This window comes from Polaribacter sp. 2405UD43-2 (assembly GCF_058147125.1).
This window is the reverse complement of record NZ_JBYVJX010000009.1, coordinates 26,465-41,380: the sequence shown is the minus strand read 5'-3', so window position 1 is coordinate 41,380 and position 14,916 is coordinate 26,465. Positions and strand designations below refer to the sequence as shown.

General features: G+C 28.7%; 14 protein-coding genes. 6 read left to right on the top strand and 8 right to left on the bottom strand.

Annotation, left to right across the window (positions count from 1 at the left end; genetic code table 11):
- Positions 1-7: 7 nt before the first annotated feature.
- From ACY2RX_RS12010 to ACY2RX_RS11995, 4 genes are all read right to left on the bottom strand, one after another.
- On the bottom strand, positions 8-751 hold the full coding sequence (locus ACY2RX_RS12010) for an energy transducer TonB (protein ID WP_490104230.1): 744 nt from the start codon (positions 749-751) through the stop codon (positions 8-10).
- A 355-nt stretch (positions 752-1,106) separates the two neighbouring features.
- Entirely contained in the window at positions 1,107-1,853 is a 747-nt protein-coding gene (locus ACY2RX_RS12005) for a hypothetical protein (protein WP_490104229.1), read from the bottom strand.
- 11 nt (positions 1,854-1,864) lie between these two features.
- The gene (locus ACY2RX_RS12000; protein WP_490104228.1) at positions 1,865-4,054 is read right to left on the bottom strand and encodes a T9SS type A sorting domain-containing protein; all 2,190 of its coding nucleotides are present in this window, start codon (positions 4,052-4,054) and stop codon (positions 1,865-1,867) included.
- Between the two features lie 12 nt (positions 4,055-4,066).
- Positions 4,067-5,314, bottom strand: coding sequence for a DUF4412 domain-containing protein (locus ACY2RX_RS11995; RefSeq protein ID WP_490104227.1), 1,248 nt, complete (start codon positions 5,312-5,314; stop codon positions 4,067-4,069).
- 244 nt (positions 5,315-5,558) lie between these two features.
- On the opposite strand from ACY2RX_RS11995, the gene ACY2RX_RS11990 reads away from it, so the two are divergent.
- The 3 genes from ACY2RX_RS11990 to ACY2RX_RS11980 are packed head-to-tail and all read left to right on the top strand — an operon-like array spanning position 5,559 to position 9,692.
- Positions 5,559-6,293, top strand: a complete 735-nt coding sequence (locus tag ACY2RX_RS11990; protein WP_490104226.1) for a LytR/AlgR family response regulator transcription factor — start codon at positions 5,559-5,561, stop codon at positions 6,291-6,293.
- 18 nt (positions 6,294-6,311) lie between these two features.
- On the top strand, positions 6,312-8,237 hold the full coding sequence (locus tag ACY2RX_RS11985) for a tetratricopeptide repeat-containing sensor histidine kinase (RefSeq protein WP_490104225.1): 1,926 nt from the start codon (positions 6,312-6,314) through the stop codon (positions 8,235-8,237).
- Between the two features lie 3 nt (positions 8,238-8,240).
- Positions 8,241-9,692, top strand: coding sequence for a sensor histidine kinase (locus tag ACY2RX_RS11980; protein ID WP_490104224.1), 1,452 nt, complete (start codon positions 8,241-8,243; stop codon positions 9,690-9,692).
- On the opposite strand, the gene ACY2RX_RS11975 is transcribed toward ACY2RX_RS11980, so the two are convergent.
- Positions 9,684-10,253: a DUF3109 family protein gene (locus ACY2RX_RS11975; RefSeq protein ID WP_490104223.1), complete on the bottom strand. Its 570-nt coding sequence runs from the start codon at positions 10,251-10,253 to the stop codon at positions 9,684-9,686. The two genes, ACY2RX_RS11980 and ACY2RX_RS11975, sit on opposite strands and share 9 nt — an antisense overlap.
- Positions 10,254-10,339: 86 nt before the next feature.
- Here ACY2RX_RS11975 and ACY2RX_RS11970 point away from each other — a divergent pair, with 86 nt between their 5' ends.
- The 3 genes from ACY2RX_RS11970 (at position 10,340) to ACY2RX_RS11960 (ending at position 12,415) form a co-directional block, all read left to right on the top strand.
- Complete coding sequence (locus ACY2RX_RS11970; protein WP_490104222.1) at positions 10,340-10,921, top strand: MarC family protein; 582 nt, start codon at positions 10,340-10,342, stop codon at positions 10,919-10,921.
- Positions 10,922-10,931: 10 nt separating this feature from the next.
- Positions 10,932-11,537, top strand: a complete 606-nt coding sequence (locus tag ACY2RX_RS11965; protein ID WP_490104291.1) for an NAD(P)/FAD-dependent oxidoreductase — start codon at positions 10,932-10,934, stop codon at positions 11,535-11,537.
- A 143-nt stretch (positions 11,538-11,680) separates the two neighbouring features.
- Positions 11,681-12,415 (top strand): energy transducer TonB, encoded by a 735-nt coding sequence (locus tag ACY2RX_RS11960; protein ID WP_490104221.1) that lies wholly within the window; start codon positions 11,681-11,683, stop codon positions 12,413-12,415.
- Here ACY2RX_RS11960 and ACY2RX_RS11955 read toward each other — a convergent pair.
- The 3 genes from ACY2RX_RS11955 to ACY2RX_RS11945 all read right to left on the bottom strand — a co-directional run bounded on the left by ACY2RX_RS11955 (position 12,412) and on the right by ACY2RX_RS11945 (position 14,852).
- A complete protein-coding gene (locus ACY2RX_RS11955; protein ID WP_490104290.1) occupies positions 12,412-12,624 on the bottom strand; it encodes a transposase in 213 nt (70 codons plus the stop codon). The two genes, ACY2RX_RS11960 and ACY2RX_RS11955, sit on opposite strands and share 4 nt — an antisense overlap.
- Positions 12,625-12,825: 201 nt before the next feature.
- Positions 12,826-14,013, bottom strand: a complete 1,188-nt coding sequence (gene uxuA / locus ACY2RX_RS11950) for a mannonate dehydratase (RefSeq protein WP_490104220.1) — start codon at positions 14,011-14,013, stop codon at positions 12,826-12,828.
- Positions 14,014-14,024: 11 nt separating this feature from the next.
- Positions 14,025-14,852 carry an SDR family oxidoreductase gene (locus tag ACY2RX_RS11945; RefSeq protein ID WP_490104219.1) on the bottom strand — a complete coding sequence of 276 codons (828 nt, stop codon included), beginning with the start codon at positions 14,850-14,852 and terminating at the stop codon, positions 14,025-14,027.
- Positions 14,853-14,916 lie beyond the last annotated feature (64 nt).

Here is a 14,916-nt window from a genome sequence, read left to right as displayed (position 1 = left end):
TAAAAATTTACTCTATGCTAAAAGCAATAGGTAACGAATATTTTACTTTTACAGGTTTTGCTCTTTGTTTACCAGGTGTAAATTGTGGTAATTTGCTTATAAGCCTATTGGCTTCTTTTTTTAATTTTTTATGTGGAGCTCTTACTTTTAAATCTACAATATTACCTTGTTTGTTTATAACAAACTCTGTATAAATTTTATGAATCCCAGCATTTAAACCTAAATCGCTAGCCAAATCAACATTAAAATTACGTTGCACAAATTGTTTCATTTTTTTATCGAAACAAGCTTTGTTTTCTTTTTTTGATAACCCTTCACATCCTTTAAAAACAGGCGCGTTTTCTATTAAAATGAAAGGTACCGTTTCTGGTTCTTCATCAACAGGAATATCAACTGTAATAATATCATCTGGATTTATTTTTACAGGTGGAGTATCATCAACAGGTAAATCTATAATAGTTTCTATTGTTTTGTTTTCTCCTTTTTTTATTTCATCAAGAATAAAAGGTTTGTCTTTTATAACCTCAACTTTAGGTTTCGGTTTTTTTGCTTTTACAAAAATGATATCTCTATCTGGTTCTATATACACAGTTTTAGGTTTATAGACATCTGATATCGGTATTGATTTTTGCACGGTTTGGTGTTCTAATGTTATGTAAACGATAAAGAGCACTAATACGAGTCCTAACTGGGTAAAAATGTTAGAGAACTTTTCTAATTGTTTGGTTGGTAGTTTTTTTGTGTTTTTCATAATTAGAAAGTTTTAAATGTTAAAAACTTGTTAAAATCAAAGAACGTGCCAAAAAAAGCGGCATCAATTTTTTTTGATACCGCTCACAATTAAAATATAAACCTCTAAAAATAAAGAATTTTTTAAAATCAATTATCCTCGGGGCAGAGCCATAAAGGTATTTCGCTAGTTTCATACTCAGTTAAGTTGAGTGCAAGCTTTGACCTAAAAAAGGTCAAAAAACCAAAATTCTGTATTTAGATTCCCGCTTTCACGGGAATAACAATTTCAACGGAAACCCCGAGACAAAACCTCGAGGAATTTTTTTTCGATTAAAAATTGCGATGATTCCTTTTTCAAAAATATTACATCTAAACTACCAACTGTACGATTTGTTGTTTGTATAATCTGTATACGTTCCACTTCCGTCAGAATTCCATTTATACAGAGCAATTAAAGTTGATGCGTCATAAACTTTGATGTTCCCAGAATTATTTTTTAAGTTAGATTCTAAAATTAATTTGCCTGTATAACCATCAATTTCTACTTTAGAAACATCATCTTTTAACCACCATTTTATAGTTGTTGCCACAGAAGAACCTTCATATAATTTTGCTTCTGCATAACTGCCATCTTTCAATTGATAACCGTCCATTAATTTGCCTGTAAAATCTTTAGAAACTACGTTGTAAGAAAATGAATATCTGTCTGAATTATCGGTAATTGTATATTTTACAGTGATGCCGTTTGCAGACCAAGTATAGGTTTTGTTCGAAAAAAAAGTTGCTCTTTTGTTAGCTGATTTTCCACTTGTTTTTGCAGCTACAGCATTTTGTGGCACAGTAAAAAGAGACGCAAAAGACGCTCCTATACTTTTTACCGATTGAAACTGAACGTTTGCTTGCTGTGCATAAGTATTGTTTGAATTTGACAAACTTGATGGAACATCCATAGTGCTTACTTTTTTTACAAAATCTTGCATCACTATTTCTGATAATTCTTTTTGCTCCTCTTCTTTTTCTGATTTATTACTACTACATGAACTTAAAAATAATGTGCAAGAAATAAACAGGATTGAAAAAATAGTTTTTGTTGTTTTGATAATTAATTTTTCTGTTTTCATAATTTATGGTTTTAATTAATAATTAATTTTTTAGAGGTTATTTTATTGTTAGACTTTACTCTAACAATATAAATTCCTTTTGATAATTGAGATGTATTTAACTCTACTTTAGGTTGATTTTTAAATTGCTTGCTCAGTACTTTTTTACCCATAATATTAAATAAATCTACTTTTTGTATTTGTTGATTTTCTAATGAAATAGTAACTCTAGATTTAGCTGGGTTTGGGTAAATTAATAGTTTAAAAGTTTTTATGTTAAAGTTTTCTTTTGACAAAGTTCCATTAAATTTTAAAAACAGAAAAGCTTCATTTGGAAAGTTGTTAAGGTTTACTGTAACTGTTTTTTCTGTATTGTTAAAACTAGTTGGAGTAATTTCTGACCAAGTATTATTATAAAACGCCATTACAGAAAGGTTTTCTCCTAACAGCGTAGCATTACTAAACATAGCATCATTAAAACCTAATGTAATTGTTGCAGAAAATCCGTTTGAGCTTTCTAAAGTATTAAATCCATAAAAAAGTTTAGACATTCTTTGTTTAGGCACATTACTTGGTAAAGCTTTTATTGTAAATTTATACTTAGAAGAAAGTGTATCTAAAAGCTGTACTTTTAATTTATCTGGTTGATTATAAGTAATAGTGTTTAACTCAAAAGGATAATCTACTTTAGCATATTTAAAATTAGAAATACTACTTTGTTTTTTTGCACTTTTATTACTTCCGTTTTCAAATATTTTTGCTCTAATGTCTATATTTAATGTATATATTTTTTCTTCTGAAGAAATTGTTTCTTTAGATCTTATAATAAAACCATTATTATATGGATATAAATAATTTATAACAGGCTTTACAGTTTTAGGAAACTCGTATTCTATATCTAACTTATCATTTCCTGGTGTATAAGATAGTAATAAATGTCTTTTTTCACTCATTTCATATTCTGCTAAAAAATAAATCTTGCCATTTACAATCTTAAATTTTCCTATTTTTTTTGCAGCTATATTATGTAAAGGAGGAAACCTTGGAATAATAAGGCTTGTTGTGCCAGAAGCAGTACCATCAGAAATAAAAAAGTCATTAAAAAAACTATAAAAACCATTTTTTACACTTGGCGCTATATAGATTTTGTTATTTAACTTTGTGTATTTATATTCATCTAAATTTGCAACAGGAATTCCTACATTTTCTTTATTTGGTATACTATAAAAACTATTAGAAAAACCTTCTTTTTTAAAGACTACAAATCTAGAATTTACACGACCTAATAGAGCGGTAGGGCTCTCTACATCTGCATAAGACTTATAGCCTAAAGAGCCATCATCTCCATTATAAATTGCTGTTTCTGTACTTCCAAAATCAATATCGCCATTAGAATAACAAATTCTTTTTTTTATGTTTCTAACTACAGGACCTGGTGTTACATTGGTATAAAAACCATCTCTACCAATAAAGTAAATATAATCATCTAAAAGAAAATCGTACGGATTTACTCCTTTTAAAGATGCATTACTTGACACCTTATTTCTAGTAACTCTTCTTGTATCTATAGCATCAACCTCATATAAATCGTTATGACCAAGTGAGGTGGTTATAAAAAATAGTTTGTTATTCCACTTAAAAAAAGAAGTTGGTCTATTTTCTCCATAAAAATTCTCTGGAAGTATAAAATTATTTTGGGTTCCGTTTTTCTTTAAATGATGAATTCTTAATCTACTTTTATTGTTTATATAAACTGTATCTATGGTTACTAAACCATCTTTTGCCACTAAGTCAATATTATGATGCGATTTATCAGTTTGTTTAAAAATGTTTTCTGGAGTTAAAAATGTTCTTGCTTCATTAAATTTATAAACTTTTGGCAAGCCTGCAGAAATAACTGAAGCATAAATATCTTTACCTGCTTTAAAATAAGCATCTCCATAAAGCCTTTCTGATAAACCAATATTTTCGTGTTTAAAATACGCCCTAGAGTTTGTGCCTGCTAAAAGTTCTATTCTATCTCCTGGAGTACCATTACTTAAAAAAACCCCTGACTGAAAAGTGGCATTGTCCTTAACCATTGTATAAAGAATATCATTGTCATAAATTGCCATTGAATACACAGTTCCACTACCCTCTCCTAAAGGTTCATCTAATAAAATTAATTGCGCATTAGCACAAAAACTTATAAATGTGAATAGTATTAGTAATCTTGTTTTCATAATTGTAATTTTTTAAAATCCCATAGATTTATATTCTTTGGTATTAATAGTTACAGCCTTGTTTTTATTAAATTTAATGGCTTTCATATTACCCGATTCATTTTTAGATTTCATATCTATTTCTAAAATAAAACCATCTATTGGCCCACCTTGTCTCATACCTAACATATTAATTTTTGTTGCTTGCATAGGAAAATCTTTGGTTGCCCAAACACTAACAGAACCACCATCATTTGTATGTTTATATTCATAACAGGTGTAGCCTAAAATAGTTTTTGTGGCTCCTGTTTTCTTTAAATCATCTGGGTTTGATGGTACTTTATCAGAAAAATTAGCTTGAGAAAATTGTTGTTGGGGGACCGTTTTCTTCATTTTCATTCCGGCAACATCCATAAACATTGTAATACTTTTAGGAGTAATAACATTGTAAACTTTACCTCCATTTCCCATTTCTTTAGCAGCAATAGACATAGCATATATATTAGAGTAATTCCCCAATAAAAACTCTAAATCTGCACTGCTACCATCACTAGAAGTCATCTTTACTTCTAAACTTGATGAAAAAGAAAAAGTGTCTGGAATTGCAACAGAAGTAGTATTTGAGTTCCTATTATTTATGTTGTTAGAATTATTTCTGTTTGTGTTTGAATTGGTATTATTATTTGTAACAACATTTTTCTTAGAAGAATCTAAAACTCTTTTATCTATAATTTTTGAAACTCCTAAATTTATAAACGAACCAGAAATTGGCTTATTTCCAGCTGTTGTATTCCAAGTTCCTTTTAATGAAAACACCACTTTTGTACTATCTGCATGATGAATTATAATTTGCCCTTTTTTTGGATTTAAAAAACCACTACCGTTAAAAGCCAATGCATAACCTTCTGGATAAGCATCAACAGGTTTTATGACTCTATCTTCGTTATAGGTTTTTACAGCATTTGATAAATTATTTTTTGTAAATTTTCCATACACAGAAACGCCAATATCTTTTGTGATGTATTCTAAACCGTAGTTATAAATTTTTAAAATTCCTGAACCACCAGAAAGTTTTGGTAATTCACTAGATGGTTTAGCTTTCTTTTTACCATCTATAGCATCCTCTATTTTCTTATCGGTTTTTTTATCAAGTTTGTCTAAAACTTTATCTTCAGCTTTCGATATTTTTTCTTTTGCTTTTTTCTTTAGTTTTTTCCAGAATTGAGCATTTGCAGAAGTGTTAATTCCTAATAAGAAAAAACAGAGTAGTAACGTTTTCATCAATTTCATAATAACAGTTTTGGGTTTATATTTTGTGCTACAAATATTCTATAAATGTGTTTCTAAAAAAAGACTCTTTGTACAATTGGTTAAAATTTCTGTATAAATGGATTTTTACTTATTTTGATTGAAAATCGACCATTTATCATTAAAAAAAGGTTGATTTTGATTGAAACACATCAATCTGTACATCAAAAAAAAATAATTGATAAATAAATTTTAACTTTGATAAAATTGACTACCAATGATTAAAGCTGTTATAATTGATGATGAACCAAAAGCCATACAAGGTTTAACTTGGGAACTTTCTAATTTTGAAGACGAATTAGAAGTGGTTGCTACATTTACTGAGCCAGAAAAAGCAATTCCTTATTTAAAATCTTCTAATATTGATTGTCTTTTTCTAGACATAGAAATGCCAACTATGGATGGTTTTCAGTTTTTAGAAAAGCTAGACAAAAAAGATTTTGCAGTTATAATAACTACTGCTTATAACGAATATGCAATAACGGCTTTAAAAAAAGAAGCCATAGATTATTTATTAAAACCAATAGACACAGACGATTTAAGAGAAACCATTTCTAAAATAAAAAAGCACAATTCTAAAAGTTTTAATGCCGATAAGTTTGAAGATATTCTTTTAAAGTTTAACAATAAATTACATCATAAAAAAATAACCATAAACACAGATGGTAAGTTGGTTTTTTTAGAACCTAAAGATATTTTTTATGTAGCTTCAGATGGTAATTATTCTACGTTATATTTAGCTAACAATAAAAAAATTGTAGTTACAAAAAAACTAAAAGAGATTAATGAATTATTGCCAGCAGATCATTTTTTTAGAATTCATAATTCTTATATCATCAACTTACATAAAATTAAAGAATTTTTAAAATCTGATGGATATGTCGTTTTAGAAAACAATGCCAAAATACCTGTATCTAGACAACGTAAATCAGAATTTTTAGAAAAATTATAACCCCTTAAAAAACTTCTTATGACTAGAGTTTTAACCGCTATATTTTTTTGCGTCTTTTTCTTTTCAGTAAATGCTCAAAAGAAAAAAAAAACCGATTTTAAAACTCAAATTGATAGTATTTTAAAAGTAAAACCAATTACTTATAAAGGTATCAATTCGTTTTTAAGACCTTTTAGAAGAGATACTACAAAACTAAAAGAATTGGTTGCAAAATTTGAAGCAAATAATTATTTAGACGGAAAAACCTATGTAGAAAATTTTTTAGGAATACAGTATAGAAATTTTTCTTTATACCAAAAAGCAATAGAAACTCATAAAAAAGCTTTAAAAACTGCTAAAGCCGCAAACAGTATAGAATTTAGAGTTTTTAGTTTAAATATGTTGGGGGTTGATTATAGAAAAAAAGATGCTAATAGAACAGCTTTAGACTACAATCATGAAGCATTAACATTGGCAGAAACTGTAGAAAAACCCAGCCTTGGTTTGCGTAGAAGTATTGCTGTTTCTTTAAATAGTATGGGTAATATTTACTTGCTTTTAAAGCAATATGATTTGGCAATAGAGCGTTTTAAAAAATCGCAAGAAATAGAAAGAAGTATTAATAACACCCTAGGTTTAGCAATAAATTATCAAAATATTGGCTATGCCAAAGAAGCGCAAGGAAAAAGAGCAGAGGCTTTAGATTATTTTCAAAAATCTCTTGATATAAATAATAAAATTAATAATACTTTCGGAAAAATAATTTGTAACAGTAGTATTGCAAATATTTACATAAAACAGAATCGACCTAAAAAAGCGATAAGTCTTATTACCAAAAACTTAGTAGCTGCTAAAAAACTTGGGAATAAAAAATATTTAGCCAATGAATATTTAAATTTAGGATGGGCACAATCTAAATTAAAGCTGTTTTCTGAGGCCGAAAACAATATAAACGAAGGTCTAAAAATTGCTAAAAAATACAATCTTTCATCATCTTTATCTTATGCATATAGCCATCTTTCTGAGTTGCATCAGCAAAAAAATGATTTTAAATCTGCCTTAAAATACTACAAGCTTTCTGATGAATTTGAAAAGAAAATATCTAACGAAAGAACCATACAATATGTAAACGATTTAATTATTAAATACGATAGTGAGCGGCAAAATAATCAAATAAAAAGTTTGGCAAAACAAAATGAAATTGCGCAACTACAATTAGTAAAAAATAGAAATATTTGGATTCTAGTAATTGTAACGCTGGCTTTACTTTTAGCAACTTTATACTTTTTGTACAGACAACGTTTGTTAGAAAAACAGAAAAGAATTTTAACCTTAGAACAAGATGTTTTAAGAACGCAAATGAATCCTCATTTTATTTTTAATGCGCTTAATTCTATTAAACATTATATTATAAATAACGAACAAAAAAATGCGGTTCATTATTTAAATAAATTCTCGAAATTGGTGAGGAAAATTTTAGAATCATCAACCTTAAAAGAAGTTTCTTTACAAGAAGAATTAGAAACTATGGATTTGTATATGAACATAGAAAATATCCGTTTTTCTAACGAAATAAATTATCAAATAACTGTTGATGAATCTTTAGATTTATCAAAAATTAAAGTTCCCCCATTAGTTTTACAGCCCTTTTTAGAAAATGCTTTATGGCATGGATTATCTTCTAAAAAGGGCAATAAAAATGTTGTTTTATCGGTTTTTAAACCTTCAAAAAATTTTATTCAAATAAATATTGAAGATAATGGAATTGGCAGAGCTGCATCAGCTAAAATAAAATCGGACAAAGTAATTAAAAGAAAATCTATTGGAATTGAACTTACTAAAGAGCGTTTAAATAATTTTATTAAAGACTTTAAACATCCTTTTAGCTTAATTTTTAATGATTTAGTTGATGAAAATAAAAAATCTTTAGGTACAAAAGTGGCACTAAAAATACCTACAAATTAAACTATGGAACTTTTTTTTAAAGACTTTCCTACACTTTTACAAGGCATATTATTTATTCTAATAATATATCACTCTAGTGTATATTTCTTTACCAAAGACAAAAGTTTTTCTATTTATGCAGGGTATTTACTCTTGGTTTTTATCTACTTAATTCCTAAAACACCTAATTATTTTTCTGATGCTATAACTCTAAAATATCGTTTGTTTTTTGATAACGCAAATTGGATTATTCAAGTATATTATTGGCTTTTATACTCTTGGTTTTCTATTTATTTTTTAAACATCAAACAAAAAGACAAAAAACTAAATGGCTATATAATTAATTATATTGTTGCTACTTTTTTTATAGCTACAATTGTTTATTTTATCGACTTATTTTTTCTTGAAGGAAGATTTTTTAGGCAGTTTTTCTCATATATTTATATGCCTGCTTCCTTAATAATTATTAGTTTTTTCTTAAAAATAATTTATAATTTTAAAGATAAACTGAATAGTTTTTTCTTGTTTGGCTTGGTTTTCTTTTTAGGTTTTTCTGTACTTTCTTTATTCTTATCAATAAAAAATATATATCCTTTTAAATTTATAAGACCTATTGATGTTTTTATGTTTGGTGTTGGTTTAGAAGCAATTGTACTTTCTGTTGGTTTAGGATATAAGTACCATATTTATAGACAAGAAAGAGATAATTATAACAAACTTTTAATAGAAGAATTTCAAAAAAATGAAAAACTAAAAGACCAATTAAATGAAAAATTATCAGAAAAAGTAGAAAACTACAAATTGGCAGAAATAGAGGCTTTGTACCAAAAACAAATTAACGATTTAAAATTAACAAGTTTGTTAAGTCAAATGAATCCTCATTTTATTTTTAATGCTTTAAACTCTATCAAATTATATATTATTAATAACGATACTAAATTGGCAGCGCGCTATTTAAATAAATTTTCGAAATTAATTAGAAGAATTTTAGAAGCTTCTAACACAAAAGAAATATCGCTTCAAGAAGAATTAGAAACGATGGATTTGTATATGACCATAGAAAATATTCGGTTTTCTAATGAAATAAATTTTCAAATAAAAGTAAGTGACAGTATTAATTTAGAAACTATAAAAGTACCTCCTTTAGTTTTACAGCCATTTTTAGAAAATGCGATTTGGCACGGTTTGTCATCAAAAAAAAGTGATAAAAAAATAACACTTTCTGTAAATAAAAATACAAACAGTATTGTTAAAATTATAATAGAAGACAATGGTATTGGAAGAGAAGCATCTGCAAAAATAAAATCTAAAAAATCTTTAAATAGAAAATCTATCGGAATTAATTTAACCAAAGAAAGGTTAGATAATTTCTCTAAAAATTATAAAAAAGAATATCGTATTATTTATGAAGATTTATTTGATGACAAAAACAAATCAACAGGCACAAAAGTTACCATCTCCATTCCGTTATTTTAAGTGTTTTTCAGCCACTTTTTCTAACTCATCATACCAATCTTGCCCAAACTTTCTAACTAAAGCTTGTTTTACAAATTTATAAGTAGGTATTTGTAATTCTTTTCCTAAAGAGCAAGCATCATCACAAATTTCCCATTTATGATAATTTACGGCAGCAAACTCGCTATAATCTTTAACTCTTACTGGATATAAGTGACAAGAAATGGGTTTTTTCCAAGCAACTTCTCCTTGATTATAAGCTTCTTCAATTGCGCAAAGTGCGGTGTTTTTTTCATCAAAAATTACATACGCACAATCTGCTCCGTTTATTAAAGGTGTTTCCAATTCTCCCCATTCACTTGTTACCCAGGTTCCTTTTTGTTCAATAATTTCAATTCCTTTCTTGCGCAAAAAAGGTTTTACCTTCGGATAAATTTCTTCTAATATTTTTGTTTCCTCTTTATCTAAAGGCGCTCCTGCTTCACCATCTACACAGCAAGCACCTTTGCAAGCAGATAAGTTGCAAACAAAATCTTTTTCTATAATATCTTCAGAAACAATTGTTTTTCCTAGTTGAAACATAACGCAAAAATACACTTATTTTTTTCGTTATATTTACAATTAGTTAAACATAGTTAACTAATTTTGCCGCGTTAAATAAATTTAGAATGAATTTTAATTTTAAAGAAATAATTACTGCTTTTATGGTTTTGTTTGCAGTAATAGACATTATTGGAAGTATTCCTATAATTATAGATTTGCGTAAAAAAGTGGGTCATATTCAATCTGAAAAAGCATCTTTAATTGCTGGGTTTATAATGATTTTATTCCTTTTTGTTGGGCAAAGTTTATTAAGTTTAATAGGAATTGATGTAAATTCGTTTGCTGTTGCTGGGGCTTTTATTTTGTTTTTTATAGCGTTAGAAATGATTCTTGGAATCACACTTTATAAAGACAGTGAAGAAGGAAGCATTACAGCTTCTGTTTTTCCTTTAGCTTTTCCTTTAATTGCGGGTCCTGGCAGTTTAACAACATTACTTTCTTTAAGAGCAGAATTTGCTATAGAAAACATTATTGTAGCTGTACTTTTAAACGTTATTTTAATTTATGTCGTATTAAAAACATCTTCAAAAATAGAACGTATTATTGGCCCTAACGGAATTCAAATTATAAGAAAGATTTTTGGTGTAATTTTATTAGCTATAGCAGTAAAACTTTTTGCTGCAAATATTAAAATGCTCTTTGTATAATATATATAATATGCCTTTTGATGCTTTAATTGTTGGTGGTGGAGTTTCTGGAATGCAATGTGCTCTAATTTTAGGCTCAGCAAAAAATAAACCTTTTGCTACAAATAAAAAGATAGGAATTGTTACACATCAAAAATCTTCTCATTTGCAAAATGCTCTTTTTAATAACGTTTTAGGTTTATCACCAAAAACATTAGGAAAAGATATTTTAATAGAAGGTAAAGAGCAATTATCGGCTTTATACCCACATATTCTGCAAATAGAAAATGAAAAAGTTATAGAAATCACTGATTTTCAGAATGGCTTTAAAGTAAGTACAAACAAAGGAATTCATTTTTCTAAAATAGTAATTATAGCTCTAAATTATTCTAAACCATTTACAATAAAAGGTTTAGATAATTTTTTAGAACTACATAAAAGAGCGAATCCTGTTAAAGATAGAATTCAACTTAAAAACAACAATCACCTTATAAAAAAAGGATTGTATTGTTGCGGAACCATTGCTGGATGGAGAAGCCAATTTGCAATAGCTGCAGGAAGTGGTGCAAGCGTAGCAACAGACATACTTACTTTTTGGAATAACGCTAACCCAACCAAAGTGCATGATAAAGTATGATGAAAATCATATTTTAAATTGTTTCTACTTTATATCTTTATAACGAGCTAATTAACTTGAGTGTTTAATTTAACTCTCAATAAAAACTCCACGACTATTTTTAGATAGCCTATTTATATGTATCAACTTAAAAGGGTTACAAAATGCAGATCAAAAAAAATCCAAAACAGCAATTAGAAAATTATAGTAAAATTTTCTTACAAATAGGATTAGTGCTTACGCTATTCATTACTTATACTTTAATTGAACACAAAACCTATGATAGAAATGATATTAAAAGTCTAGGTGAAGCAAATATGCAAGATGAAATGAAGGAAGAAATTCCGATTATAGAAATTCAAGATTTAAAGCCACCTCCGCAAAAAACACCTCCACCTGTTGTAGAGCAAATTACAGTTGTAGAAGACGAAAAAGAAATTGAAGAAACAATTATAGAATCTACAGAAACAGATGAAACAGAAAGTGTAGTTGTTAATACTGAAGATATAGAAGAAGTTGAAGAGGCAGAAGAAGTTGTAGAAGATATTCCGTTTGTTTTAATTGAAAATGTACCTGTATATCCTGGCTGTAAAGGAAACAACAATCAATTAAAAGCTTGTTTTACTAAAAAAGTTACCCAATTCTTTAGTAAAAAATTTAATATTGGTTTAGCTGAAGATTTAGGGTTGCAAGCTGGTAAGAAAAAATTATTTGTAGTTTTTACGATTAGTAAAACAGGTAAAGTTATTAATGTAAAAGCTAGAGGACCACATCCTGTATTAGAAAAAGAAGTCGCTTCTATTATCAAGTCTCTACCTAAAATGACACCAGGTAAACAAAGAGGGAGACCAGTTGGTGTAAGCTACAGTATTCCTATTACTTTTGAAATTAGAAATTAAATAAAAAAACCTGCAAAAGCAGGTTTTTTTGACACTGCCCTAAAGAGGAAGAATTCTATATTTCTCACGCCTCTAAATTGAGCGCTAAAAGCTTTTATCTTCGCATTGAAAGATATTCTGATGTAGCATTTATGCTTTCTATTGTCAAAATAGTTGAGTATATTTTTATAATGTATTGACATTGTACTTACGATAGTGTTAAAATGGATTAACTTAAAAACAATTACTGTTATTGCTTTCTAAAACCCAAGAGCTTTATCATCTCCTCTTGAATCAGCTCCTCCTTCTAGTTTTCTGTTAGGTAAAATTAAAATACCTTCAACCTTACCAATTACAGGCGTTCTTTCTTCATTTGTTTTGTATCCTAACCTATTAGTTCAGTATTTCTTTTTAATTCTATTTTGTTCCTTTTATAAAGAACGTCTAATTCCTAATTCTAAACCTCTTAATTCTGCTAAACCACGTAAACGTCCAATTCCTGAATATCCAGGGTTGGTCTTCTTCTTTAAATCGTCTAACATTTTATGACCGTGATCGGGTCTAAAAGGCATTCTTACATCTTGCCTTCCTAATGCAATTCTTTTTTGTTGTTCTAAAATCAACGCTTTCATCACTGCATACATATCCACATCACCTTCTAAATGATCTGCTTCGTGAAAATTCCCTTCTGTATCACGTTTTGTAGCACGCAAATGAATAAAATGAATCCGATCTCCTAAACGCTCTACCATTCCCAGTAAATCGTTATCTGCTCTTACTCCAAAAGAACCTGTACAAAATGTTAATCCGTTATTTGGAGATTGCACTGCATTGTAAATATCTTCGATATCTTGTTCTGTAGACACCACTCTTGGCAATCCTAAAATTGGAAATGGTGGATCATCTGGATGAATACACATTAATACTCCTGCTTGTTCTGCTGCAGGAATAATTTCTGATAAAAACGAGAATAAATTCGCTTTTAATTCTTTAGTTCCAATATTTTTATATGTCGCTAAAATTTGATTGAACTCTTCTAAACTATATCCTTCTTCTGCTCCTGGCAAACCAGCAATAATATTTCTGATTAATTTTGTCTGCTCTTCTTCTGATGTGTTTTTGATAAATTCAGCTGCTTTTTGCTTTTGAGCATCAGAATATTCATTTTCTGCTCCTGGTCTTTTTAACAAATACAATTCGAAAGAAGCAAAAGCAGCAGCTTCAAAACGTAATGCTGTAGATTGGTCAGACACTTCGTAATCTAAATTAGTACGAGTCCAATCTAATACTGGCATAAAGTTATAACAAACAATATCAATTCCACATTCCCCTAAATTTAAAAGGGTTTGTTTGTAGTTTTCAATATATTTTTGATAATTGCCAGATTTGGTTTTTATGTTTTCATGAATTGGTACAGATTCTACTACAGACCAAGTTAATCCTACATTTTCTATGATTTCTTTTCTTTTGGTAATTTCTTCAACAGTCCAAACTTCTCCATTAGAAATGTGGTGTAACGCAGAAACAATTCCTGTTGCTCCTGATTGTTTTATATCTGATAAAGTAACGGGATCATTTGGTCCATACCAACGCCAAGTTTGTTCTAAATTTTGTCTCATTTTTTGCTGTTTTAAACGCCACTATATGCTGAGAAACCACCATCAATAGGAATTACAATTCCTGTAACAAATGCAGAAGCATCATCACATAAGTACAATGTAGAACTGACTAAATCGTCTGCAGTTCCGTAACGTCCCATAGGCGTTTGATCTATAATTTGCTGACCTCTTTGCGTTAAGCTTCCATCTTCATTGGTTAATAATGCTCGGTTTTGATCTGTTAAGAAAAAACCTGGTGCTAAAGCATTTACACGAATACCAACCTTAGAAAAATGTACTGCTAACCATTGCGTAAAATTAGATATAGCTGCTTTTGCACCACTATATGCTGGTATTTTAGTTAAAGGTGTGTACGCATTCATAGAAGAAATATTTAAGATAGAGCATCCTTCTCTTCCAACCATATCAGTTGCAAAAATCTGAGTAGGAATTAACGTTCCTAAAAAATTAAGATTAAAAGTAAACTCAATTCCTTTTGGGTCTAAATCAAAAAAAGTTTTAAAACCCTCTGCTGTATTCTGTAAATCTTCCATTACAAAAAATGGATTAGAAGTAGTTCCTAAAGGATGGTTTCCCCCAGCTCCATTCACTAAAATGTCTACTTTCCCAAAAGCATCGTTTACGACTTGTTTAGCTTTTTTTAAAGAAGCTTTTTCTAAAACGTTAGCAGCTACTCCTATAGCCTCCCCTCCTTCATTTTTTATTTCATCCGCAACTTTATTTGCTGCATCTTCTCTTAAATCTAAAACTGCAATTTTGTTTCCTTGCTTAGAAAGGGCTTTCGCCATTGTGCTACAAAGAACACCCCCAGCACCTGTTAATACGATTGTTTTACTCATTCTAAATTAATTCTGATTAAAGATTATTTCTAGTGCATAAATATATAAATAGGATATGGTTTTA